Annotated in this window: 23 protein-coding genes; 16 read left to right on the top strand and 7 right to left on the bottom strand. The window is 63.4% G+C overall.

The genetic code is table 11. The features are described from left to right. Positions 1-102 precede the first annotated feature (102 nt). Positions 103-435 (bottom strand): heat shock protein HspQ, encoded by a 333-nt coding sequence (hspQ, locus tag JQ558_RS08915; RefSeq protein ID WP_212208631.1) that lies wholly within the window; start codon positions 433-435, stop codon positions 103-105. A gap of 134 nt (positions 436-569) precedes the next feature. Between hspQ and JQ558_RS08910 the strand changes: the two genes are divergently transcribed. Then, positions 570-1,523, top strand: coding sequence for an AEC family transporter (locus tag JQ558_RS08910; RefSeq protein ID WP_212293412.1), 954 nt, complete (start codon positions 570-572; stop codon positions 1,521-1,523). 34 nt (positions 1,524-1,557) lie between these two features. On the opposite strand, the gene JQ558_RS08905 is transcribed toward JQ558_RS08910, so the two are convergent. Further along, a complete protein-coding gene (locus JQ558_RS08905) occupies positions 1,558-2,748 on the bottom strand; it encodes a UbiH/UbiF family hydroxylase (RefSeq protein WP_212293411.1) in 1,191 nt (396 codons plus the stop codon). Between the two features lie 134 nt (positions 2,749-2,882). Between JQ558_RS08905 and pcsA the strand changes: the two genes are divergently transcribed. The 3 genes from pcsA (at position 2,883) to JQ558_RS08890 (ending at position 5,411) form a co-directional block, all read left to right on the top strand. Beyond that, the gene (gene pcsA / locus JQ558_RS08900) at positions 2,883-3,617 is read left to right on the top strand and encodes a phosphatidylcholine synthase (protein WP_212293410.1); all 735 of its coding nucleotides are present in this window, start codon (positions 2,883-2,885) and stop codon (positions 3,615-3,617) included. Further along, complete coding sequence (locus tag JQ558_RS08895) at positions 3,614-4,348, top strand: TerC family protein (protein ID WP_212293409.1); 735 nt, start codon at positions 3,614-3,616, stop codon at positions 4,346-4,348. Before pcsA ends, JQ558_RS08895 begins: the two co-directional genes overlap by 4 nt. Positions 4,349-4,436: 88 nt before the next feature. Continuing rightward, positions 4,437-5,411 (top strand): quinone oxidoreductase, encoded by a 975-nt coding sequence (locus JQ558_RS08890; RefSeq protein WP_212208636.1) that lies wholly within the window; start codon positions 4,437-4,439, stop codon positions 5,409-5,411. Positions 5,412-5,581: 170 nt separating this feature from the next. Here JQ558_RS08890 and JQ558_RS08885 read toward each other — a convergent pair whose 3' ends face one another. After that, positions 5,582-6,778 carry an acetylornithine transaminase gene (locus JQ558_RS08885; protein ID WP_212293408.1) on the bottom strand — a complete coding sequence of 399 codons (1,197 nt, stop codon included), beginning with the start codon at positions 6,776-6,778 and terminating at the stop codon, positions 5,582-5,584. A 246-nt stretch (positions 6,779-7,024) separates the two neighbouring features. Continuing rightward, a complete protein-coding gene (locus tag JQ558_RS08880) occupies positions 7,025-8,296 on the bottom strand; it encodes a tetratricopeptide repeat protein (protein ID WP_249142401.1) in 1,272 nt (423 codons plus the stop codon). 145 nt (positions 8,297-8,441) lie between these two features. On the opposite strand from JQ558_RS08880, the gene JQ558_RS08875 reads away from it, so the two are divergent. Then, a complete protein-coding gene (locus JQ558_RS08875; protein WP_212293407.1) occupies positions 8,442-9,398 on the top strand; it encodes a hypothetical protein in 957 nt (318 codons plus the stop codon). 9 nt (positions 9,399-9,407) lie between these two features. Here JQ558_RS08875 and rimO read toward each other — a convergent pair whose 3' ends face one another. Continuing rightward, positions 9,408-10,733 carry a 30S ribosomal protein S12 methylthiotransferase RimO gene (rimO, locus tag JQ558_RS08870; protein WP_212293406.1) on the bottom strand — a complete coding sequence of 442 codons (1,326 nt, stop codon included), beginning with the start codon at positions 10,731-10,733 and terminating at the stop codon, positions 9,408-9,410. Between the two features lie 113 nt (positions 10,734-10,846). Here rimO and JQ558_RS08865 point away from each other — a divergent pair, with 113 nt between their 5' ends. From JQ558_RS08865 to JQ558_RS08845, 5 genes are all read left to right on the top strand, one after another. Continuing rightward, the gene (locus JQ558_RS08865) at positions 10,847-11,437 is read left to right on the top strand and encodes an ANTAR domain-containing response regulator (RefSeq protein ID WP_212031559.1); all 591 of its coding nucleotides are present in this window, start codon (positions 10,847-10,849) and stop codon (positions 11,435-11,437) included. Then, complete coding sequence (locus JQ558_RS08860; RefSeq protein WP_212293405.1) at positions 11,434-12,612, top strand: CmpA/NrtA family ABC transporter substrate-binding protein; 1,179 nt, start codon at positions 11,434-11,436, stop codon at positions 12,610-12,612. The genes JQ558_RS08865 and JQ558_RS08860 overlap by 4 nt, the downstream gene beginning before the upstream one ends. 356 nt (positions 12,613-12,968) lie before the next feature. Continuing rightward, positions 12,969-14,753, top strand: a complete 1,785-nt coding sequence (locus JQ558_RS08855) for a NirA family protein (protein ID WP_212293404.1) — start codon at positions 12,969-12,971, stop codon at positions 14,751-14,753. 10 nt (positions 14,754-14,763) lie between these two features. Then, a complete protein-coding gene (locus JQ558_RS08850) occupies positions 14,764-16,362 on the top strand; it encodes a sulfite reductase subunit alpha (RefSeq protein ID WP_212293403.1) in 1,599 nt (532 codons plus the stop codon). Positions 16,363-16,560: 198 nt separating this feature from the next. Continuing rightward, positions 16,561-16,713, top strand: coding sequence for a hypothetical protein (locus tag JQ558_RS08845; RefSeq protein WP_192736006.1), 153 nt, complete (start codon positions 16,561-16,563; stop codon positions 16,711-16,713). A gap of 10 nt (positions 16,714-16,723) precedes the next feature. On the opposite strand, the gene JQ558_RS08840 is transcribed toward JQ558_RS08845, so the two are convergent. Then, positions 16,724-17,635 carry a helix-turn-helix domain-containing protein gene (locus JQ558_RS08840; protein ID WP_212274691.1) on the bottom strand — a complete coding sequence of 304 codons (912 nt, stop codon included), beginning with the start codon at positions 17,633-17,635 and terminating at the stop codon, positions 16,724-16,726. A gap of 168 nt (positions 17,636-17,803) precedes the next feature. Here JQ558_RS08840 and JQ558_RS08835 point away from each other — a divergent pair, with 168 nt between their 5' ends. The 6 genes from JQ558_RS08835 to JQ558_RS08810 are packed head-to-tail and all read left to right on the top strand — an operon-like array spanning position 17,804 to position 23,822. After that, entirely contained in the window at positions 17,804-19,030 is a 1,227-nt protein-coding gene (locus JQ558_RS08835; RefSeq protein WP_212293402.1) for an amino acid ABC transporter substrate-binding protein, read from the top strand. Positions 19,031-19,059: 29 nt separating this feature from the next. Then, complete coding sequence (locus tag JQ558_RS08830) at positions 19,060-19,929, top strand: branched-chain amino acid ABC transporter permease (protein ID WP_249119245.1); 870 nt, start codon at positions 19,060-19,062, stop codon at positions 19,927-19,929. Then, the gene (locus JQ558_RS08825; protein WP_249128215.1) at positions 19,926-20,873 is read left to right on the top strand and encodes a branched-chain amino acid ABC transporter permease; all 948 of its coding nucleotides are present in this window, start codon (positions 19,926-19,928) and stop codon (positions 20,871-20,873) included. The genes JQ558_RS08830 and JQ558_RS08825 overlap by 4 nt, the downstream gene beginning before the upstream one ends. Next, positions 20,870-21,613 (top strand): ABC transporter ATP-binding protein, encoded by a 744-nt coding sequence (locus JQ558_RS08820; RefSeq protein ID WP_212293401.1) that lies wholly within the window; start codon positions 20,870-20,872, stop codon positions 21,611-21,613. The genes JQ558_RS08825 and JQ558_RS08820 overlap by 4 nt, the downstream gene beginning before the upstream one ends. After that, the gene (locus JQ558_RS08815; protein ID WP_212208645.1) at positions 21,606-22,331 is read left to right on the top strand and encodes an ABC transporter ATP-binding protein; all 726 of its coding nucleotides are present in this window, start codon (positions 21,606-21,608) and stop codon (positions 22,329-22,331) included. Before JQ558_RS08820 ends, JQ558_RS08815 begins: the two co-directional genes overlap by 8 nt. Positions 22,332-22,370: 39 nt before the next feature. Next, a complete protein-coding gene (locus JQ558_RS08810) occupies positions 22,371-23,822 on the top strand; it encodes an aldehyde dehydrogenase (protein ID WP_211996825.1) in 1,452 nt (483 codons plus the stop codon). On the opposite strand, the gene JQ558_RS08805 is transcribed toward JQ558_RS08810, so the two are convergent. Beyond that, a complete protein-coding gene (locus JQ558_RS08805; protein WP_212208646.1) occupies positions 23,810-24,763 on the bottom strand; it encodes a helix-turn-helix domain-containing protein in 954 nt (317 codons plus the stop codon). The genes JQ558_RS08810 and JQ558_RS08805 overlap by 13 nt on opposite strands. Positions 24,764-24,845: the final 82 nt, after the last annotated feature.

Here is a 24,845-nt window from a genome sequence, read left to right as displayed (position 1 = left end):
GCCGCTTTATCAACCAACAAAAAGGCGCCCGGGACCGGGCGCCTTTTTCGTTCAGAGAACCCGGATTTCGCTGCGCTCCATCCGGGCTACACGTGAGGTGGACTAGTTCAAAGAGGGATTGCGCGGACGATAGCCGCCGGACTTGTCCTTGACGAAGATCTCGGCGACCTGCGAATGCCGGATCGGTTCGCCGGAATCGTCGGGCAGCAGATTCTGCTCGGAGACATAGGCGACGTATTCGGAGTCCGAATTCTCCGCCAGCAGATGATAGAACGGCTGATCCTTGTGCGGCCGAACGTTCTCAGGGATCGACAACCACCATTCCTCGGTATTGTTGAATTCCGGATCGATGTCGAAAATCACGCCCCGGAATGAAAACACCCGGTGACGGACGATCTGACCGATCTGGAATTTGGCGGTGCGCGCTTTGATCATACCTCGTCGAATAGACCATGATTGTGGCCGATGCTAGGGGCAAAAGGTTGCATTAACTCTCAAGTCCGGCCGGCACATCCGGCGCTAGCCCCAAGAAAACATTGACGAAACGCTGACAAAAAGACCCCCATTGCATGGCCGATATCCTCAATCTGGCGATTCCCTATTTCGGGGTGATCTTCATCGGCTTTGCCTGCGGCAAGACCAGGGGGCTGCCGGAGGCGGGGCTCGCCTGGATGAATTTCTTCCTGCTCTACGTCTCGCTGCCGGCCCTGATGTTCGGCATCATGGCCAAGACGCCGTTTTCGGAACTCAACAACCCGCCATTCCTGATCGCGACCACGCTCGGGACCGTGATCGCCTTCGTCGTTGCCGTGGTGACGGGCCGGGTGATCGGCGATCTTTCGCTGCGCAAGGCAACCCTGGCCGGGCTGGCCGGCGCCTATGGCAATATCGGCTATATGGGTCCGGGGCTGGCGCTCGCCGTGCTCGGCACCAAGGCGGCCGCGCCGACCGCGCTGATTTTTTGTTGCGACAGCATTTTCCTGTTTTCGATCGTACCGATCCTGATCGCGTTCACCGATCGCGAGCATCGCTCGCTGCTGCACACGCTCGGCATCGTGGTGCGGCAGATCGTGCTCAACCCGCTGATCATGTCGGCCGGCGCCGGCGCACTCGCCGCGGCGCTGCATTTTCGTCCCCCCGTCGCGATCGACAACACGCTGGTGTTTTTGCAGAACGCCGCGGCGCCGACGGCATTGTTCGTGCTGGGCGTCACCGTCGCGTTGCGCCCGTTCGATCGCGTGCCCTGGGAAGTGCCCGGCGTGATCGCGGTCAAGCTCCTGATCCATCCGCTGATCGTGTTCGGTCTGATGCTGCTGTTCGGGCCGTTCGCACAGCCCTGGGCAGCCACCGCGGTTCTGATGGCGTCACTGCCGCCGGCGCTCAACGTGTTCGTGATCGCGCGGCAGAACAACACCTGGATCGAGCCGGCGTCAGTCGCCGTCCTGATCGGCACCTTCGCCTCCGTCGTCACGCTGACCAGCGTGATGTGGTTCATCCAGAGCGGAAGGCTGGGGCTGCCGTAAAGATCGCCAGGGCGCCTACAGTAGGGTTCACGCCCTAGCCCACGCGCTTCCATGTCGGCGCGAGGCCCTCGCGCATGGCGAGCCGCCGCAGCGGACCGAACGAGCCGATCAGGTGCAGCCCCAACGCGCGCAGCGACTGCACGGGGAGGAAATCGCTGAGCAGCGAGCGGTTGGCGAGGTCGATGACAAACATCCGGCTGGCAACATCGGAACGGCGGGCGGATTGATAGCGCGCCAGCACTTGCGGCGCGCCCGGATCCTCGCCGATCGAGATCGCGTGGCCTGCGATATCGGCGATGTCGGCGGCATCGCGCAATCCCATGTTGAGACCCTGCGCGCCGATCGGCGGCAACACATGGGCGGATTCGCCGACCAGCGCCACGCGGTGGCTGGCGAACTGCTTTGGACTTTCGATCGAGAGTGGAAATAGATTGCGTCCAGGCTCGATCCGGACGCTGCCGAGAATGAAGTGCGATTGCTTTTCCGCAGCATCGGACAGTTCGTCGTCGCCGAGCGCCATCAGCCGTTGCGCTTCCGGGGCGGCGGAAACCCACACCACGCTGCTGCGGTTGCCGGGCAGGGGCACGAACACGCACGGCCCGTGCGGGGTATGAAACTCGGTGGAGATATTCTTGTGCGGCCTTGAATGGCTGATGTTGAAGGTCAATGCCGACTGGTGCAGGTCGCGGCGCTTGACGTCGATGCCGGCGGCCTCGCGCGACAGGGACTGCCGCCCGTCGGCGCCGATCACCAGCCGCGCCGACAGCGAGCCGCCCGCACGGGTATGGATGGCAGCCATCGCATCCTGCGGATCGACCGCTGCGGCCTCATCGTCAAATCGCGTCAGGCCGGACAATTCGGCGGCGCGCTCTTCCAGGGCAGCCATCAGCGTCCGGTTGTCGATATTGTAGCCGAATTGGTCGAGGCCGATTTCCTGCGACGAAAACCGCACTTCCGGCGCCCGGATCAGGCGGCCGGTGTCGTCGACGAGCCGCATGGTCCGCAAGGCTGCGGCCTGATCCCGGCAGCGGCGCCAGACATCCAGACGTTCGAGCAGATCGGTGGAGGCGCCCAGCAGCGCTGTGGTGCGGTTGTCGGCATAGGCGGCGCGGCGGGCGAGCAAGGCGGTCCTGGCACCGGTCTCAGCCAGCGCGATGGCGGCGGTCAGTCCCGCCGGTCCGCCGCCGATCACAACGGCGTCATAAATTGGCGATGCATCGTTCATATTGGAACAATTGACATTCGCGGCGGCATTTTCAAGTCATTGACCTTCTTAAATGTTTCCGCCGCTTCGCGCGGCGGAAGGCCGCAAGCGCCGATATGCAAAACGGGGCGATTCCTGTAAGCACTGCCGGAGCAATGGACCAGACACAAGAACCAAAAGCACCTCCCGCGACGACGCGGATGCGGACGGCCGCATTCGGCGTCCACGTCTTCACGGCGCTTGGAGCGGGCATCGGCCTGATTGCGATGCTGGAAGCCGTACGCGAGCACTGGGCCGCCATGTTCGGCTGGCTTGGCGTCGCGCTCATCATCGACGCCATCGACGGTCCGCTCGCGCGCAAATTCGACGTGGTGCGGCTGCAGCCGAACTGGTCCGGGGAGGTGCTCGACCTCGTTGTCGATTTCGTCACTTACGTGTTCGTTCCGGCCTACGCCATCACCGCGAGCGGCTTGCTGTTGCCGCTGGCGGCGCCGCTGCTCGGCATCGGCATCATGACCTCCAGCGCGCTCTATTTTGCCGACCGCCGCATGAAGGCGGCCGACAACCATTTCCGCGGCTTTCCGGCGGTGTGGAACGTCGCGGCGTTCTATCTGTTTCTGCTGCATCCATCGCCGGTGCTTGCCACTCTTGGCGTAGCGGTCCTGATCGCGCTGACCTTCGCGCCGTTCCACGTGCTGCATCCGATCCGCGTCGTGCGCCTGCGCTGGCTGACCTTGTGGTTGCTGGCCGCATGGGCCGTGCTTGCGGCCTACACCCTTGCCTGCGACTTCGCCGTGGGCATTCCCATCACGGTCGGCCTCTGCGCAATCGCCATCTACGTCGCCGGCAGCGATGCCGTGATCCGCAAACTGAAATCGTTCAAGGCATGATGGAATTACTGACCAGCCCGGAAGCGTGGGTGGCGTTGCTGACGTTGACCACGCTCGAAATCGTCCTCGGAATCGACAACGTCATCTTCCTGTCGGTGATCGTCTCAAGGCTTCCGCCGGAGCAGGCCAATCGCGCGCGCCAGATCGGCTTGCTGCTGGCGCTGGTGTTCCGCATCATGTTGCTCAGCGTGCTGGTGTGGCTGATCGGCCTGACGGAGCCTGTGCTGACCGTGAAAAGCGTGACGCTGTCCTGGCGCGACATCATCCTGATCGGCGGCGGCATGTTCCTGATCGCCAAGGCGACGCATGAAATTCACGCCGAAGTGGAGGCGCGCGAGGCCGAGCCCGAGGCCAAGCCGAGCGCGAGCGTATTTTTCTGGGTGATCATGCAGATCATCGTCGTCGACATGGTGTTCTCGCTGGATTCGATCATCACCGCGATCGGCATGGCCGAGGATATCGAGATCATGGTCGCCGCCGTCGTGATCGCCTGCTTCATCATGTACGTCTCGTCGGGCCCGGTTTCGAAGTTCGTGGCCGATCACCCGACCACCAAGATGCTGGCGCTGGCGTTCCTGGTGCTGATCGGCGTGGCGCTGGTGGCGGACGGATTCAAATTCCACATCCCGCGCGGCTACATCTATTTCGCCATCGTGTTCGCGGCCGCGGTCGAATTGTTCAACGTGCTGGCCCGGCGCAATCGCAAAAAAGTCGTCAAACAACGGGTTTAGGCCCCCGCGAGTTGACATTACGGCCTTGATGGCTTTCGCTCCGCCACGAGCCGGGGCGCTTGAAGCCGATACCGAGGGAGAAAAGGTGATGGTCAAGGCCGTGCGCGTGCACAAGGTAGGGGGTCCGGAAGCCCTGGTGTATGAGAGCGTCGACGTGCCGGCGCCGGGACCGGGCGAGGTCCGCATGCGCCAGCACGCCGTCGGCCTGAACTTCATCGACGTGTATTTCCGCACCGGTCTCTACAAGGCGGCGGGGCTGCCATTCATCCCCGGCAATGAGGCCGCGGGCGAAGTGGTAGCGGTCGGTCCTGGTGTCACCAACTTCCATCCCGGCGACCGCGTCGCCTATTATTTCAATCTCGGCGGCTACGCCTCTGAACGCGTGATCCCGGCGGACAAGCTGGTCAAGCTGCCCGACCACATCACCTACGAGCAGGGCGCGGTGCTGATGCTCAAGGGCCTGACGGTCTGGTACCTCCTGCACAAGACCTTCAAGGTCGAGCCCGGCCATCGCGTGCTGATCCACGCGGCCGCCGGCGGCATCGGCCTGTTGGCCTGCCAATGGGCGAAGGCGCTCGGCGCGCATGTGATCGGCACCGTCGGCACCAAGGCGAAAGCCGACCTCGCGCTTGCCAATGGCTGCGACCACGTCATCCTCTACAACGAGGAGGACTTTGTCGCGCGGGTCAAACAGATCAGCCGCAACGGACTGTGCGACGTCGTCTATGACGGCGTCGGCAAGACCACATTCCCGGGCTCGCTGTCGTGCCTGCGACCGCGCGGCCTGTTCGTCAGCTTCGGCAATGCGTCGGGCCCGGTGCCTCCGTTCGCGCTCGCCGAGCTCAATAACCACGGTTCGCTGTTTGCGACGCGGCCAAAACTCAACGATTACGTCAGCACCCGCCGCGACCTGCTGGAGGGCGCCGACACGTTGTTCGCCGCCGTCATCAACGGCAAACTGCACGTTCCGATCAACCACGCTTATGCGCTGAAGGACGTGGCGAAGGCGCACACCGACCTGGAGGGCAGGGCGACGACGGGTGCGATTATTTTGCGGCCGTAGGTTTTGGCCGTAGGAAAAAGCGTCGTCCCGGCCCTTGAGCTCAGATGTGCAATTGCACATCGGGGGATCCATACCGCGTGATCTATCGATAGAAAAAAGCCGGCAGATACCGCCTGCACTTACTACGGCTGCGGCGTATGGGTCCCGGCTCAAGGCCGGGACGACGATAGCTACGCCACCATCCGCGCCGCTCCCATCTGGGTCAGCACCGTATCCAGGCAATCGATCATCATCGAGATTTCCTCGCGCGTGACGTTGAGCGCCGGCATGAACCGCAGCGCGTCCGGCTGCGGCGAGTTGAGCAGCACGCCATCCGCAAATGCCTGCGCGACGATCGCGGCGCCGATCGGCAGTTTGAGGTCGAGCGCCAGCAGCAGTCCCCGGCCGCGCACGTTGCCGAGACCGTGGCGCGCCGACAGTTTCTGCAATTCGCTTTCCAGAAACAGGCCAGTGTCCACCACCGATTTCAGGAATCCCGGCGCTGCGACATGTTCGAGCACCGCAAGGCCGGCGGCGCACATCAGCGGGTTGCCGTTGAAGGTGCCGCCCTGGTCGCCATGCTCGAAACAGGACGCATAGTCGGTCGCCAGCAATGCAGCGAGCGGCACACCGCCGCCGATGCCCTTGCCGAGCGTCATGATGTCAGGCTCGATCCCGGCATGCTCGTAGTGGAACAGTTTTCCTGACCGGCCCATGCCAGTCTGGATCTCGTCGACGATCAGCAGCAGCCCGCGCTCCTGGGTCAGCGCCCGCAACTCCCTGAGAAATTGATCGGTCGCCTGCCAGACGCCGGATTCGCCCTGCATCGGCTCCAGCATCACAGCAACGGTCTTGCTCGAGATCAGCCGCTTGACGGAATCGAGATCGTTGAGCTGCGCCTTGGGAAAGCCGGTGACCTTGGGCTCGAACAGCGGCTCGAAAGCCTTCTTGCCCGACGCCGACATGGTGGCAAGCGTGCGGCCATGGAAGCCGCCGACGAAGGTGATGATCTCGTGCGCGCCGCCCTTGTACAGCGTGCCAAATTTGCGCGCGAGCTTGATGGCGCCCTCGTTGGCTTCCGCCCCCGAATTGGCAAAGAACACCTGGTCGAAGCAGCTGCTGGCGACCAGCGCATTGGCGAGCTTGAGGCTGGGCTCGTTGAAGAACGCTGGGCTCGGCGTCAGCAGCAGTCTTGCCTGCGCGGCAATCGCGTCGGCGATGATGGCCGGCGAATGGCCGAGGCAATTGACCGCCCAGCCTTGCATGAAATCGAGATAGCGCTTGCCGCTGTCGTCCCACAGATAGGCGCCTTCGCCCTTGGCGAAGACGGTGGACGGCCGTGCGGTGATGTTCATCAGGGCATCGAACGGTTGGGCAGCGTTGGTCATGTCGAACTCCTCGTTGGGTTTTGGGGAAAGGGCAGGCCGAAACGCAAGAAAGCCGCACTTTTCGGGTGCGGCCTTCTCGAAAACGTTGCTGAACTTAGTGGATCAGCGGTGTCGTCGGACATGGCGCAGCCCATCATCGTCGCAAGAGCGACGACGGAAAGCTGCGCGGCGGTTGGTCCGGTTCAATGTCATGGCGCAGCCCCATACAGCCGAATGGCCGGCTGTGTCAAGCGGGGAGGGGCATCATCATTCGATCCCATAGCTGCGGAATTCATCTGAAATATCGGCATTGATCGCCCTGGCAGCGGCCATGTCGATCTCTGCACCGGCCTCATCGCCCTTTTTCCGCTTGGCGATGCCGCGGCCGTACAGTGAGTTCGCCAGCCTCGGATTGACGTCGAGCGCAACGGTGAAACCCTCGATCGCCGCATCGAGTTGGCCAAGCTTGAGATGGCAGAAGGCGCGGCTGTCGAGCGTATGCGCATCGCCGGGCCTGTGCTTGAGCGACTCTTCGCAGTCCGCAAGCCCTTCCTGCGGCCGGCCGACAATGGCCCGTGTCAGGCAGCGCGCATTGAGCGCGGAGGCGTATCTCGAATTCCACTTGAGCGCCTGGTCGTAGTCGGACAGGGCCCGCGAATAATCGCGACGGTCGAAATGAACGTTGCCGCGGGCATAGGCGTCGCGATATTCGCTCGGCGCCAGCCGCAGCGATTGATCGAAATCAGCCAGCGCGCGTTCGATGTCGCCCCTGTCCCTGAACAGACGCGCCCGGTTGCCGTAGGCGGCGGCGTAGTTGGGATCGAGCCGGATCGAGGTGTTCAGGTCGGCTAGCGCGCGGGCTTCGTCGCCGCTCTTGCGATAGAAGGTGCCGCGGTTGAAATAGGCGAGCGCGAATTGCGGGTCGAGCTTGATCGCGCGATCATAGTCGGCCATCGCGCGGTCGTTCTGGTCGATGTCGCCATGGGAGTTGCCGCGATTATTGTAGTACCATGCGTCGTCCGACTTTATCCGGATCGCCAGATCATAGTTGGCGATCGCCTTTTCGGGCTCTCCCTTGTCGCTATAGGTAATCCCGCGGTTGAACCACGCGAATGAATCGAGCGGATTGAGTGTGACGGCGCGGTCGAGATCGGCAATGGCCTTGACGACCTCGCCCTTGCGGCGCCAGGCTTCGCCACGGTTGGTGTAGGCGCCGCCGAGCTTCGGATTGCGCCGGATCAGTTCGCTGAAATCGGCGATGGCGCGGTCGATGTCGTTCTTGGCGAGGTAGTTGGCGCCACGATTGAGGTAGGCACCAGCAAGGTCCTTTGGCTTCGTACCCTTCGCCGCGATCACGCCGGTGCAGCCGGCGATGATCTGGTCAGGAGTGCCCTTACCACCGTTGAAGCACGAGGCTCGGGCCTTCGCCGCGGGAGACGATGGCTTCGCGAAAGCCGGCATAGCCGTGAGCAAGGCCGCCAGACACACCATGGCCTTTACGGCGCCAAAGCCAATCTCTGTCTTGTTAAAGCTCGCCATCATCGATCTCGCGCTGCCAATCCGAAAATTGTCTCCCTTTGTGACTGGAAGGTCCGGCTTGGTTCACATTCCAGGCTTCGCAATTGAACCGGCTCTATGATGCAGCCGACCAAGGCACGCCCATCAACCGCGCAAGGTCATCCCAGTGTCCGACGACTATTCCTATCCCATCGACATCGACAGCATCCGCCGGGCATTTCCGCCCGGCATCGAGGTCCCGCAATTGCTGATTGATTTCGCGGGCTGGCTCAAGGGGCGTGATTGGGGCAATGTCGGCTGCTACGAACTTGTCGGGGACTTTTCCGATAATGCGCCGATCGTCGACGGCAGCCCGCTGCGCGACCAGTTCGCGCTGTTTGCGCGGTTGCCGGAAGGCTCGGTCGTCGGCGCTTGGTACGGGGCCGGCACCAGCGCTGCGAATGCGCCGATCGTGGTGCTGGGCTCCGAAGGCCAATACGAAATCATCGCAGCTTCGCTCGAGGGTTTGCTGGCCAAGATCGCAATCCAGCGATTTGAGGAAGATGTGGTGTGGACCGACTTCACCCCGCACGAAGATGCCGAGGATGAGACGGACGAACTCGCCGATTGGTTGGCCAAGCGTCTGCGCGTCAAGAACCTCCGGAGTTTGACGGAGCCGCCGACCGGGCTGCCGGACTTCGGCCAATGGATGGAGAAATGGTGCAGGGATCGCGAGGCGTTTTGGGAAACGCATCCGGCGATGACGAAGCTAGCGGATCAGCTGGTTGCGCGCCGGCCACCTGGCAAGACGCCGTGGGATCGCACGATTTTCGAGGTCACGATGGCGGGCCAGCAATATCAGGTGCGCGTGCTGGATCGCGGCCGCCAGCCGATCGAAGAAGCCATCGCGATTGAACCGTTGCTGCGCGGTCTGCGCGACGGCATGTGGCGGGCGAAACCGGATCTCGGCCTTTGGTATTCGATGTCGTTTTCGATGGGGGCCGATGGCCGCATCCTGCCGCGCTTCGACTATGAGACGCGTCCGGCGATCAATGACGTTCCCGTCGCAATTGCCGAGGCGCGAGCCGACCTTGTCCGCGCACCCCGGCCCGAACGATGGGTGCCGGCCTGGCTGTCGACTTGAGCAGAAGGGTCAGAACCCCGCGACACTGCCGTGCAGATCGTATTGATCCGCACGCTCGATCTTGGCGGTGACGATTTCGCCGACTCGCAACGGCCGTCGGCTGGAAACATAAACCGCGCCGTCGATTTCGGGCGCGTCGGCCTTGGAGCGGCCTTTCGAGACGGTCGGGCCGACTTCGTCGATGATGATCTGTTGCCGCGTGCCGACCTTGCGCTTCAGCCGCCGCGCCGAAATCTTCTGCTGCCGCGCCATCAGCGCGTTCCAGCGCTCCTGCTTGATCTCGTCAGGCACGGGACTGCCGATCGCATTCGAGCTCGCGCCGGCGACCGGTTCATATTTGAAACAGCCGAGGCGATCGATCTCGGCTTCCTCGAGCCAGTCGAGCAAATAGGCAAAGTCGGAATCGGTCTCGCCGGGGAAGCCGACGATGAAGGTCGAGCGCAGCGTCAGGTCCGGACATTGCTCGCGCCATTTCTTAATCCGCGCCAGCGTCTTTTCCTGCGCCGCCGGCCGCTTCATCGCCTTGAGCACTTCCGGGCTCGCATGCTGGAAGGGAATGTCGAGGTAGGGCAAAACTTTGCCCTCGGTCATCAGGCCGATGACTTCGTCGACATGCGGGTAGGGGTAGACATACTGCAGCCGTACCCAGGCGCCGAGTTCGCCGAGTTCTTTTGCGAGATCGAAGAATTTGGCGCGGACCTGGCGGTCCTGCCACGGGCTCTCGGCATATTTGATGTCGACGCCGTAGGCCGACGTGTCCTGCGAGATCACAAGCAGTTCCTTGACGCCGGCAGCGACCAGTTTTTCTGCCTCGCGCAGCACGTCACCCGCCGGGCGCGACACCAGGTCGCCGCGCAGCTTCGGGATGATGCAGAAACTACAGCGATTGTTGCAGCCTTCGGAAATCTTCAGGTAGGCGTAGTGCCGCGGCGTCAGCTTGACGCCCTGTGGCGGCACCAGGTCGAGATGCGGATTATGGACCGGCGGCAGCGCCCGGTGCACCGCATCCAGCACGCTCTCATATTGCTGCGGACCCGTGATCGAGAGCACGCCCGGATAGGCGGCCTCGATCTGCTCGGGTTCCGCACCCATGCAGCCGGTGACGATGACCTTGCCGTTCTCCGCCATCGCCTCGCCGATGGCGCCGAGCGATTCCTGCTTGGCGCTGTCCAGGAACCCGCAGGTATTAACGATAACGATGTCGGCGCCGTCATGCTTGCGCGCCAGTTCATAGCCTTCGGCCCGCAGCCGCGTGATAATGCGCTCGGAATCCACCAGCGCCTTGGGGCATCCCAATGAAACAAAGCTGATCTTGGGCGCTGCGGCCTGTTGCATATCTTATCTGCCTGATTGATCAGCACGAGCTAGTCCCAATTGCCCACAATTACAAGGCTTTGCGCGGGACCATGACGTGCTATGGATGGGCCCGCCGGGTTAAGAGTTGATCGATGAGCGCTGAGTCGTCACCGAAAATCGTCATTGTCGACGAAAGCCCGATCCGCGCGGCCATTCTCGAAGAGGGGCTGCGGGAGGCGGGCTTTACCCGCGTGGTCCATATCAGCGAAATGCAGAGCCTGCTGGCGCGGATCTATTCCGAAGACCCGGATGTCATCCTGATCGACCTGGAAAACCCCAGCCGCGACGTGCTGGAGGCGATGTTCCAGGTCAGCCGCGCCGTGCGCCGCCCGATCGCGATGTTCGTCGACCAGAGCGACTCCGCCTCGATCCAAGCCTCCGTCGATGCCGGCGTCTCCGCCTATATTGTCGACGGCCTGAAGAAGGAGCGGATCAAGCCGATCCTCGACCTCTGCATCTCGCGCTTCAATGCCTTTTCCAAGCTGCAGGACGAGCTCGACCGAACCAAATCCGCGCTGGAGGAACGCAAGGTCATCGACCGCGCCAAGGGGATCCTGATGAAGGTAAAGGGCCTCACGGAGGACGAGGCCTACGTGCTGATGCGGTCGACCGCGATGCGCGAAAAGAAGAAAATCGGCGAGATCGCACAGTCGATCCTGACCGCGTCGGAGCTGCTGAAATGACGACACCGCTGCATATCGGCTTCATCCCGCTGGTTGACGCCTCTGCGCTGATCATTGCCGTCGACAAGGGCTTTGCTGCCGCCGAAGGGCTCGATGTCACGCTGACGCGGGAAGTGTCGTGGTCCAACGTCCGCGACAAGCTCAATATCGGCCATTTCGACGCGGCGCATCTGCTGGCGCCGGTTGCGATCGCCTCGAGTCTCGGCCTCGGCCACGTCAAGGTGCCGATCGTCGCGCCGTTCAATCTCGGGCTCAACGGCAATGCGATTACGATCTCGCCGGCGCTGCATGCGGCGATCATGGGCGAGATCGACGGTGATGCGCGCAATCCGCTGGTGACGGCGCAGGCGCTGGCCCGGGTGGTCGCCGCACGGCGCAAGGCCGGCGCGGAGCCGCTGACGTTCGGCATGACGTTTCCGTTCTCGACCCATAACTACCAGCTTCGGTTCTGGATGGCGGCGGGTGGGGTCGATCCCGACGAGGACGTCCATCTGGTGGTGCTGCCGCCGCCCTACATGGTGGACAGCCTGGCCAACGGCCATGTCGATGCGTTCTGTGTCGGCGCGCCCTGGAATTCGGTGGCCGTCGATCTCGGCGTCGGTCACATCCTGCATTTCGTCTCCGACATCCTGGTGCGTGCCGCGGAAAAGGTGCTCGCGGTCAGGCAAAGCTGGTCAGACAAGAATCCGGAAGTCCTGGCGGCCCTGATCCGGGCCGCCTCGCGTGCCGCGCAATTCATCGAGCAGCCGGACAATCGCAGCGAGGCTGCGCATATCCTCGCAAGGCCGGAATATATCGGCGTCAATGCCGAAGTGATCCTGCGGACGCTGGATGGCCGGTTGAAGATTTCCCCCGACGGCAAGATCCGCGAAAGCAGCCGCTATCTGCTGGTCGGACGCGAGGGGGCCGCGCGGCCCGATCCCGCACAGGCCGCCTGGCTCTATGCCCAGATGGTGCGCTGGGGACAGACGGCGATGCGGCCGGACGCGCTCAAGACCGCCATGGGGGTGTTCAGGCCGGATCTCTATGACGCGGCCGTGGGACATTCCTTGGGACAGCCGGGCAAGTCCGGCAACGGTTCGGATGCGGTCGGCGCGTTTGCCGGTCCCGCCTTCACGCCCGACGATATCGCCGGACATCTCGCGGCGTTCGAGATCGGACGCTGGAAGCCGTGACAGCCTGACTCGGCTGAAGCAAAATTAGGCACTGGTACTGATTGCCTAATTGTTAGGCCAAATGCCTTCCAAGTAGCTGTGAAGCTAGCTTCAGAGTTTCATCAGCCAACTCCCAACGCTCTGATCTTTCTTACAATTTTCACCAAATCGGTTTGGCACGCAACTTGTATGTTGCAGTGCAGCCAAACCGACGCGGATGTCGGTCGGCCCAACGTCCAAGATGGATTTCCGCAGCAACGAGGCTGGTCGGACCGAACAGGAGCAAAAGCCCGGCACCGCGGCTGCGCCGAGTTCCAAACGGTCAAACCCTTTCGTTGACGCCACCGATCGTGGCCGCAGGAGCTTCGTCACGTCAGATGAAAATGGAAACGCTCACAGTCGACTTTACCGACGAGCAGAAGCGCTACCTCGAGGGCTTCACTACCGGCCTGCAGATCAGCCGGGTCGGGCGCGGGCTCGGCGGCGGTTCGGGCAAGGCAAATGCCGAGCCGAGCGGACCTGAGGCGGCGCACATCAAGGCGCAGGACAGGGTTACCGCCGCCGGCAAGAAGCTCGTCGAGCAGGAAAAGTGGAAGCGCGAGGAGCATCCGTTCGATGTCTATCCGCGGCTGAAGCAACAGGCGCTGGTCGATGCTAGGCCGTCGCCGGCGGACAATTTCCGCTGGCGCTATTACGGCCTGTTTTATGTAGGACCGGCGCAGGACTCTTACATGTGCCGGCTGCGGATCCCGAACGGCATCATGAAGCACTGGCAGTTCGCCGGCATGGCTGACCTCGCCGAACAGCTGTGCGGCCCGTTCTGCCACGTCACCACGCGGGCGAATTTGCAGGTTCGCGAAATTCCGCCGAAGAACGCCGTGGCACTCATCGAAGGCATTCAGGACCTCGGCCTGTGCTCGCGCGGCTCCGGCGCCGACAACATCCGCAACGTCACGGGGACGCCGACGGCGGGGATCGATCCGCAGGAAATTCTCGACACCCGCGAATACGCCCGCGAGTGGCACTATCACGTCCTCAACGACCGCTCGCTGACGGGACTGCCGCGCAAGTTCAACGTCGCCTTCGACGGCGCCGGCAAGATCGCAGTGCTGGAAGACACCAACGACATCGCGTTTTCCGCCGTCGAAGTGAAAGACGGTTTTGGCGTCGAGCCTGGTGTCTGGTTCAAGCTCGGCATCGGCGGCATCACCGGCCACCGGGATTTTGCCGCCGATACTGGCATCATCGTCAAGCCATCAGATGCGACCAGGGTGTCGGATGCCATCGTCCGCGTCTTCATCGATCTCGGCGACCGCACCAACCGGCTCAAGGCGCGTTTGAAATATGTCATCGACGGCATGGGGATGGAAAAATTCCTTGTGCTGGTCGAGGAGAAACTCGGCGACGCCTTTACGCGCGTGCCGGCGGAGGCGCTGGCGCCACGGCCCAAATTCGACCGCACCGCCCATATCGGCGTGCACAAGCAGAAGCAGGATGGCTTGAACTGGATCGGCGTCGCGCTGCCGCTCGGCAAAGTGACCTGCGAGCAGATGCGCGGCCTCGCCAGGATCGCGCAGGATCTCGGCGACGGCGATATCCGCCTGACGGTCTGGCAGAACCTGCTGATTCCGGGTGTGCCCGACGACAAAATCGCATTGGCTACGGCCGCGATCGAGGCGATCGGGCTTGCGATCGGGACTTCTGAACTCCGCGCCGGCCTGATTGCCTGCACCGGCCGCGCGGGCTGCAAATTCGGCCTTGCCGACACCAAGCGCACGGCCGCCAGGATTGCTGATTGGTGCGAACCACGGGTGACGATCGACACGCCGATCAACATCCATCTCACCGGCTGCCATCATTCCTGCGCGCAGCATTACATCAGCGATATCGGCATGATCGGCGCGCGCATCCCGGTCGGCGATACCGACGACACGGTCGATGGCTTTCATGTCTTCACGGGTGGCGGATTCGGTCCGGACGCCGATGTCGGGCAGGAGGTGTTTCGCGACGTCACGGCCGAGGACGTGCCGGCCTATGTCGAGCGGCTGCTGAAGGCCTATCTGGCGCATCGCGCTTTGCCCGATGAAACCTTCCTGACATTTGCGCGCCGCCATGACGGCGAGACGCTGCGCAAGCTGGCCGAAGCCCAAAAATCTTCGTGAAAGTGTCCTCATGAACCAGATCACGCCGCCACCCAAGATCGAGATCATTCCCTCCAGCGCGCCGTTCTCCGAAGCGCAGCGCTCGTGGCTGAACGGATTCTTTGCCGGGCTGCTGTCGGATGCGCCGACGCCGCTCTCGGCTGAGCAGGGCGCTGCCGTCATGGACGGCGGCGATGTCGATGACGGCGCGCCGTGGCACGAGCAGACCATGCCGATCGCGGACCGCATGAAACTCGCGGAGGGCCGCCCGCTGCGGCGGCGGATGATGGCGGCGATGGCGCAACAGGACTGCGGCCAGTGCGGCTACAATTGCAACGACTATTCGGACGCGATCGCCGGCAAGACCGAAGCGCGGCTCAATCTCTGCGTTCCCGGCGGCAAGGAAACCGCCCGGATGCTGAAATCGCTATATGAGGAAATCGACAAGGCACCGGCGGCGCTATCATTGGCGGCTGCCGCAGCGCCAGCCGCTGCCGCGCCCGCGGTCGTCGCAGAACCGGGCCGCTCGCGCGACAATCCCGCGCCGGCGAAATTCCTCGGGCGCTATCTGCTCAACAAGGGCCAATCGGAAAAGGAAACCTGGCATATCGACTTCGACCTGTCGGGCTGCGGGCTCGATTATGTCGTCGGCGATTCCTTCGGCATCTTCGCCCGCAACGATCTCGGCAATGTCGATCAGATCATTGCCTTGCTCGGCGCCTCGCACACCACCCAAGTCCGCGGCAAGACCTTGCGTGAGGTGTTGCTCGACGACGTCTCGCTGGCACCGGCGCCGGATTCGCTGTTCGAACTGATCTCCTACCTCACCGGCGGCGCGCAGCGCGAGAAGGCGAGGGCGCTGGCGCAGGGTGAAGATCCCGACGGTGATGCCGCGACGCTCGACGTGATGGCGGTGCTGCAGAAATTTCCCAATGTGCGGCCGCATCCCGAAGCCTTCGTCGAAGCGCTGGAAGCGCTGCAGCCGCGACTCTATTCGATCTCTTCCTCGCACAATGCGACGCCTGGAAAACTCTCGCTGACGGTGGACTGCGTTCGCTACGTCATCAACAAGCGCAGGCGGCTCGGCCTTGCCTCGACCTTTCTCGCCGAACGGATCCAGCCCGGCGACGAGGTCAAGGTCTATGTACAGAAGGCCCACGGCTTCGCGCTGCCGGAAGATCCAAGGATTCCGATCATCATGATCGGGCCGGGTACCGGCATCGCACCGTTCCGCGCCTTCCTGCATGATCGCCGCGCCACCGGGGCGCCCGGCAAGAACTGGCTGTTCTTCGGCCATCAGCGCAGCGATTGCGACTTCTTCTACCAGGACGAACTCAACGCGATGAAAACGTCGGGGCTTCTGACGCGGCTGTCGCTGGCGTGGTCGCGCGACGGCGACAAGAAGTTCTACGTGCAGGACCGCATGCGCGAAGTCGGCCGCGAAGTGTGGACGTGGCTCGCCGAGGGCGCCAACGTCTACATCTGCGGCGACGCCAAGCGGATGGCCAAGGACGTCGAGCGCGCGCTGGTCGATATCGTCGCCCAGTTCGGCGCAAGGTCAACCGACGAAGCTGTCTTGTTCGTTGCGGAACTCAAGAAAAAGGGCAGGTTCCAGCAGGACGTTTATTGATGAGGGTACAATCGTAGCGCTGCGGGTTCCAATTCGCTCAAATCGGCCCGAATAAAATTCTCACCGGAATTGGGACGAGAGAATTTTTCACTGGAAAGTGAGTCCACAGGAGGGGCCGTATCACTATTTTTCGCGCCCGCTTGCAAGTTGCCGCGAACGATATTCCATATGCATCCCATGCTGCGTTGGAGATCGACAATGCGCGAACTATCGGCGGAAGCCCGCCTGCACCTCTATGCACGTTCCCTGTCCCGCCGGACCGGAACCGGATTCCATACCGCCGCGCTCTACGGCTCGTTTGCGCTCATCGCGGCCATCGTGTTCAGCTCGCTCTCGGTTCACCCGTTCTAATCTTCATGTCCTACGGCCACGCCGCGTAGGACGCGCCGCGCCGCATCTGCTCCAGTCGAGAACGCCGCCGGTAGACGCCCGGCGAAACGCCCTGGTGCTTGCGAAAGAACCGGCTGAAATAACCGGGATCACGAAATCCAAGACCGTAACCGATCTGCTCGACCGGAAGATCGAGCTGCTGCAGGCGCGTGCAGGCTTCCTTGATCAGTCGCAGATGCACGACGGCGCGTGGGCTGACGCCTTTCTCGCGTTTGCAGTGGGCGTGCAGCTTGTCCTCGGTCACGCCAAGTGCGGCCGCATAACGCGCGACCTGCCAGCCATCGCGGTAATGCAATTCGACCATCTGGAGAAAATTTCCGACCAGGCGGGTGCCGTCACCTCGGTGCGCGGCTTCGTCGGGCGGTTCGCCTGAGATGACGGAGCGCCACAGATGCAGGCAAAGCAGCAGCACGTGCGATGACGTCATCGTCGCGGTGCCGCGCCCGGGAGAATGCAGTTCGCGCACCAGCGCGTCGCAGCCATGGACCACGGCATCGAAAGCTTCGCCGACCTGTCCCGCCTTCAAGAGCACCAGCCGGTCGATGGTGCGGCGGAGGTGAAGCGCCTCGGCGCTGCCAGCGACGGTCTTGGTGAGAAAATCTTCGGAGATTGCGATCAGATAACCTTGCGCGCCGGCTTCGACCTGCAGATCGCCCTCGAGATCAGCCGGCAGCCACAGCAGTGCAGGCGCCTCGAACGCCACATGGGTGCCGCGCAGCGCAACGGCGCCACGCCGCGCCTCGATCGCCAAGAGGTGGGAACGGCGAAGTCCGCGCTGACGAATGACCCATTTTGCCGGCGCAAGGCTGGCGGAAAATCGCTCCGCATGGAGGGCCGGAATCGGCTTCTCCGTTAAGGCTTCCAGCCCCGAACCCAACTGCATGGCTCACTCCAACCGTGACAATCTACCGCTTGTTGCGGGCACCCTCTGACGGAAGGATACAATCAATCCCCGGATGCGTCCAATTCTATGCTGACAATGCTCCCATAGGCTGCATCGGGTCGCACGCCGCTCCAAGGCGATGGACGCAAAAGTCTCTGGGAGGAGAACATGGGGTCATCAGTCACCCGCTTCGCAGCGGGATTACTCGCCGTCACCGGGGCGGCCCTTTTCGCAGCCGATGGGCCGGCGCTGGCACAGAGCTCGGTCAAGATCGGCTACGCGCTTTCGCGCACCGGCCCCAATGCCGGCGGCGCCGCGGTGACGACGCTGCCGAACTACGAAATGTGGGTGAAGGAGGTGAACGCCGCGGGCGGCCTGAAGCTCGGCGACAAGCGCGTGCCGATCGAGGTTGTCCAATATGACGATCGCTCCAGCGCTGAAGAAGCGGCGAGGTCGCTCGAGCGGTTGATCACCCAGGACAAGGTCGACTTCATCCTGCCGCCTTGGGGCACCGGCCTCAATCTGGCGGTCGGGCCGATCCTCAACAAGGCCGGCTATCCGCACCTCGCATCCACGGCGGTGACCGATCGCGCGCCTGAACTGGCCAAGCGCTGGCCCAATAGCTTCTGGCTGCTCGGCACCAGCGCCGGCGCCGCCAACACGCTGGTGGATCTGCTGGTCAAGCTGCGCACCGAAGGCAAGATCGGCGACACCGTCGCCATGGTCAGCGTCGCCGACGGTTTTGGCATCGACCTGTCCGGCGCCGCGCGTCCGGCGCTGGCAAAAGCCAATTTCAAGCTGGCCTATGACAAGACCTATCCGGTCGGCACCCAGGACCTCAGCCCGATCGTCAACGAGGTCAAGGCGCTCAACCCGGATGTCTTCATCGCCTTCAGCTATCCGCCGGATACGCTCGGGATTACCGAACAGGCGCGGATCGCCAGCTTCAATCCAAAAATCTTCTACACCGGCGTCGGTACTGCTTTCCCGCTGTTCAAGCAGAAGTTCGGCGCCAATGCGGAAGGCGTGATGGGGATCGGCGGCTGGAGCGGCGACAGCGCTCCGATCAAGGATTATCTGGCGCGCCACAAGGCGTCAGCCGCGAACGGCGCCGAGCCGGATCGCTGGGCCAGTGCGGTGACCTACGCCAGCCTCCAGATGCTGCAGCAGGCGATCGAACGCGTCGGCAAGATCGACCGAGAGGCCGTCATCAAGGATCTGCAGACCGGGACCTTCGACACCATCATCGGCAAGGTCAAGTTCGAGAACAACCTGCCGACCAAATATTGGTGGGTCGGGCAGTGGCAGGACGGCGAATTCTACGGCGTCGCACCGGCCACCAATGAGGGCGCGCGTACGCCCGTTATTCCGAAGCCGGCATGGAAGGCGCCGTGATCGGCGATTGGTCCAGACGGCACTGAGCAATGACGAACGCCATCTTCACCGGCCTGATGCTCGGGGGCATGTACGCGCTGATCGCCATGGGGCTGACGCTCCAATATGGCGTGGCGCGGATCATGAACCTGTCCTACGGCGAGTTTCTCGTCGCGGCAGCCTTTTCCTCCTACTGGCTGTTCACGGGATGGGCATTGAACCCGTTACTTGGACTGGCGCTCGTCATTCCCGCCGGCTTCGGCGTGAGCCTGTTGCTGTACCGCGTCCTGCTCACGCCACTGGTGCGCCGGGCAAGGACGCGGGGCGCACTCGAAGTCGACAGCATCCTGGCGACCTTCGGCATGATGTTCATCGTGCAGGGCATCATGCTGTCGATGTTCGGCGGCGCGTACTTCAGCTACTCCTTCCTGGCGATCCCGGTCAGCCTGTTCGGTGAAATCCTCGCATTGAACCGGCTGATCGCGTTCGGTCTCGCGGTTGCCGTCGGGCTTGCACTGTATCTGGCGCTGACGCGCACCCGGCTTGGCACATCCATCCGCGCGGTTGCGGTCGATCCGATGGCCGCGCAGCTGGTCGCGATCGATGTGGTCAGGACTTCCGCGTTTGCCTTCGCGCTTGGCGGGGCGCTGGTGGCGGCGGCCGGCGTCCTGATCAGCATGTTCCTGACATTCAGCGCGTCATCGGGCGTGATCTTCACCATGAAGGCGCTGATCGTGGTTGTCATGGGCGGTGTCGGCAATCTGCTCGGCTGTCTCGTCGCCGGGCTGGCGCTGGGCTTGAGTGAATCGCTGGTCGCAACCTTCGTCGATCCGGGCCTGACGCTGGCGGTGAATTTCGCGCTGTTCCTCGGCGTGCTGCTGGTCAAGCCCGCCGGCCTGTTCGGGAGGGCACAGCGATGAGCGCAATGCGCCTTGCTGCCGCGCTCGCGGCCTGTGCTGGTCTTGCCGTGCTGGCGCTGCTGCCGACGTACGTCGATGCCTATTACCTCGCACTCGCGATCGGGCTTTTGCAATTCACCGTGCTGGCGACCGCATGGGGCCTGTTCTCCGGACCGACACGTTATGTCTCGCTGGCGACGACAGCGTTTTTCGGGGTCGGGGCCTATACGGTGGCGGTGCTCGGCGAGCTGCTGCCCTGGCCCCTGGTGCTGCTGATCGCGACCGCGATCGGCGCCGTGATGGCCGTTGTCGTGGGCCTTTCGACGCTGCGGCTCAGCGGCCTGCATTTCGTGATCTTCACGTTCGGGCTGGCCGAACTCATTCGCCAGCTCGTGATCTGGTTCGAAGTCAACAAGTCCCGCGTGCTCGGCCGTTACGTGTTCGTCGACATCACCCAGAAGGACATCTACTGGCAGCTTCTCGTGCTGGCGGTCGCGGTGTTCGTGATCGGCTGGCTGATCGCGCGCTCGCGGCTCGGTTTTGCGCTGCGCATCATCGGCGAGGACGAAACCGTCGCCAAGCATTGCGGGATCAACGTCACCGTCGCCAAGGTGACGCTGTTCACGATCAGCGCCGTGTTCATGACGCTGGTCGGCGCGATCATGGCGCCGCGCTGGACCTACATCGAGCCGTCGATCGCCTTCAACGCCACGATTTCCTTCGAAGTCGTAATCATGGCGCTGCTGGGCGGCGCGCACCGGCTGTGGGGGCCGGCGCTCGGCGCCATTCCATTGACGTTGCTGTTCGAGTTCCTGGCGGCGCGGTTTCCGACCGCCTCGACGCTGATCATGGGAGTCATCTTCCTGTTGATCGTGTACGCGCTGCCCGCCGGCGTCGTCGGCCTGTGGGACAATTTCCGGCGGCAGTGGCGGCCACAGCGCGTTGAGCAAGGGGCCAAGGCATGACGGCCGCAGGCTCAACCGTTCTCGACATCAAAGGCTTGGTCCGGGCGTTCGGCGGCCTTGTTGCGGTCAATGGGCTGGATATGACGGTTGGGTCCGGCGAGATCGTTGGGCTGCTGGGGCCAAACGGATCAGGAAAGACCACCGCGCTCAATCTCGTCTCGGGCGTGCTGCGTCCGGATTCCGGCGCGATCCACTTCGCCGGGCACGATATTGCGGGGATGGCGACGCATCGCATTGCGCGCCTGGGGTTAGGGCGAACCTTCCAGCTGGTGCGCGTGCTCGACGGCATGAACTGTGCCGAGAATGTCAGGGCGGGTCTCGCTTTTCATCCGGCACGCTTCGCACGCGGCGAAATGGACGCTGCCGCCACCCGGTTGCTGGAGCGGGTCGGATTGAAAGACTCCGATCAACGCATGGCGACCGAGCTGACCTATATCGACCGTAAGCGCCTTGAGCTGGCGCGCGCGCTGGCGCTGAAGCCGCGGCTTCTGCTGCTCGACGAATGGCTGGCCGGACTCAATCCTTCCGAGCTTTTGATCGGCATCGCACTGATCCGCTCGTTGAAAGAGGAGGGTTTGTCGATCCTGCTAGTTGAACACGTCATGGACGCGATCCGCTCGCTTTGCGATCGCTGCGTGGTCATGAACAGCGGCCGGAAGATTGCCGAGGGGACGCCGGACAAGGTGCTGTCAGATCCCGCCGTCATCGAGGCCTACCTGGGAGCGCCAGCAGATGCTTGAGGTCGCGGACATCAGCGTCGCCTATGGCCAGCACCGGGCGCTGACGGATGCCGGCTTGAGCGTGGGCCGCAGCGAAATCGTCGTCATCCTCGGCGCCAATGGCGCGGGGAAAACCTCTCTGCTGAAGGCCATCGCCGGCATCGTGGCCTGCTTGCCCGGCAAGCGCGTCACGCTTTCGGGGCGCGATATCGCAGGTCTTCCGGCGCATGAGATCGTCGAGGCAGGTCTGGCGCTGGTGCCGGAAGGCCGCGGCATCTTTGCTGATTTGACGGTCGCGGAAAACCTGTTGCTCGGCGCCAATCCGAAGCGCGCCCGTGACGGGGAGGCGGCGCGGCGGGAGCGGGTGCTGGCGCTGTTTCCGCGCCTCGGCGAACGGCTCGGACAGACGGTGCGGACCATGAGCGGCGGCGAGCAGCAGATGGTCGCGATCGGCCGCGCGCTGATGTCCAATCCGGACGTTCTCCTGCTTGACGAGCCCTCGCTCGGCCTGTCGCCGCTATTGGTGCGCGAATTGTTCGCAAGCCTGCGCAAGGTGCGCGAGAGCGGCGTCGGCCTGCTGCTGGTCGAACAGAACGCGCGCGAAAGCCTCGCCATCGCCGATCGCGGCTATCTCATCGAGAACGGCAAGATCACCGGCAGCGGCACGGGGACCGAGCTGATGTCCAACGATGCCGTACAGCGCGCCTATCTCGGCGGAATTGTCGCAAGCGCGGTTTGAAATTCACGAACATAACCTGAAAACACGGAGGATCACGCCATGAACCAGATCAGTCTGCTGCTCGAAAACCAGGACGTTCAGGCTGTTGACGGCGTCACGTTCGATCGCCTCAACCCCATCACGGGCGAAGTCGCTACCCGCGCTTCCGCCGCGCAGATATCCGATGCCAAACGCGCGGCCGATGCAGCCGCGGCCGCGTTTCCGGCGTGGTCGGCGACCGGGCCGGGCCTGCGCCGAAAGATTTTGCTCAAGGCGGCCGACGCGCTCGAAGCCAAGACGGCGCAGTTCATCGAACTGATGGCGACTGAAACGGGTGCTACCGCCGGTTGGGCCGGGTTCAATGTGATGCTTGCAGCGGGGATGCTGCGCGAAGCCGCCGCCATGACGACGCAGATTTCGGGCGAGGTGATCCCGTCGGACAAGCCGGGCTGCATCGCGATGGCGGTCCGGCAGCCGGCCGGCGTCGTGCTCAGCATCGCGCCCTGGAACGCGCCCGTGATCCTCGGCGTCCGCGCCGTGGCGTTGCCGCTCGCATGCGGAAACACGGTTATTCTGAAGGCCTCGGAAATCTGTCCGGGCACCCACCGTTTGATCGCAGAGTGCCTGCGCGATGCGGGATTGCCGCCCGGCGTGGTCAACGTCATCACCAACGCGCCGGAAGATGCGCCTGATCTGATCGAGGCCCTGATTGCGCATCCGGCGGTCCGCCGCATCAACTTCACTGGCTCGACCCGCGTCGGCCGCATCATCGCCCAGACGGCAGCAAAGTATCTCAAGCCGGCCCTGCTCGAGCTCGGCGGCAAGGCGCCGCTGATCGTGCTTGATGATGCGGATATCGATGCCGCGGTCGCCGCCGCCGCTTTCGGCGCGTTCATGAACCAGGGACAGATCTGCATGTCGACGGAGCGGATCGTGCTCGACAACAAGGTCGCCGACGCCTTCGTCGCCAAGCTGGCGACCAAGGCCGACTCGCTGGTGGCGGGCGACCCGCGCAAGGGCGGCACGCCGCTGGGGTCGCTGATCGGCGCTGATGCCGTCGACCGCATCCAGGGTCTGATCAAGGACGCGGTAGCTAAGGGCGCGCGCGTTGTGGCCGGCGGCCGGTCGGAGGGGACGTTGATGTCGGCCACCGTGCTCGATCACGTCACCTCTGTCATGCGGATCTATGGCGAGGAATCGTTCGGTCCAGTGGTCAGCATCGTGCGCGTGAACAGTGTGGATGAGGCGGTGCGGGTCGCGAACGACACCGAATATGGATTGTCAGCGGCGGTGTTCGGCCGCGATATCGCCCGCGCCATGGAGGTCGCCAAGCGGATCGAGTCGGGCATTTGTCATGTCAATGGCCCGACCGTACACGACGAAGCGCAAATGCCGTTCGGCGGTACGAAGGCGTCCGGTTATGGCCGTTTCGGCGGCAAGGCAGGCATCGCCGAATTCACCGAATTGCGCTGGATCACCATCGAGACCGGCCCGCAGCATTATCCGATCTGAGTTTGGGCTGACATCGCGCCGCGGAAATCCCGCGGCGTGACGCCAAAGAAACTCCTGAACGTCCGGGTCGCGTGCGCGCCGTCAGCGAAACCGCACAGCATGGCGAGCGCCGCAATTGAAGTTTGCGACAGGGCAGGTTGCTGCAGCAGGTCTCGAAAGTGATCGACACGCAGCTGGAGCACGTGGCGTTCAAACGTCGTTTGCTGGTCGGCAAAGACACGATGGAAGGTTCGTTCCGATACGCCGAATGCGGCCGCAATCGCCGGGGCCGGTCGATTCGCCGCGATGTTGCCTCTCAGATAAGTGTCGATCAGGCCGAATAGCTCAGTGCGGGTAAGCCCGTGGTCGTCACCGGTTGCGAGGCGCAGCAGGGTCGACAGATAAGCCACGATATCCGTTTCGTGCTGGCCTGGCCGCGCATCCGACAGACGGATGGCAGCGCGAATGAACGCCGCGATCGAGCGCGCGATGGCGCCGGACAGAGGGACGGGTCTCGCGCATAGCCGCTCGGCCTGCGGAAACATCCGGAGCAGCGTCGCGGCGGGAACCGTTGCGATCAGCACTTCGGAACGCTGTTCGGGTCCATCGAGCCGGTCCTCGAACGGCCGCCGCGCGTCATAGAGTACGCCATATCCCGGCTCGATCGTGCCTTCGTTACCGGCCTGCGCCATCGAGCTTCGGCCGCGACGCTGAAAATCGAACATGAATTCGTCCGAGCCCGCCTTGCTCACGAGCCTTGCGTCGCGGCTGTAGCATTGCGGGCTGCTGTCGAAACGCACGAGCTTGACGCTTCCGAGTTCCACGAACTCGAAGTGACCGCTGACCCGCGTCGGGCCGATCGGCCTGGTCTCGATATGGGCGAATGATCGACAGATCGACTCGGTCCAAAACGCCTGGCGTTCGGCGGGGTGGATTTGGTCTGTCGAGACGCTGATCGGCATCGCGGATGCGGTTCCACAGGGTGATAGCTCACCGTCGCCCGAATTCGGGCCGGCTGGCAAGGTCGAAAAGCTGGCAGGTTCA

It is taken from the genome of Bradyrhizobium sp. AUGA SZCCT0160, from assembly GCF_018130105.1.
Lineage (GTDB): Bacteria > Pseudomonadota > Alphaproteobacteria > Rhizobiales > Xanthobacteraceae > Bradyrhizobium.
This window is presented reverse-complemented; position numbering and strand designations above follow the sequence as displayed.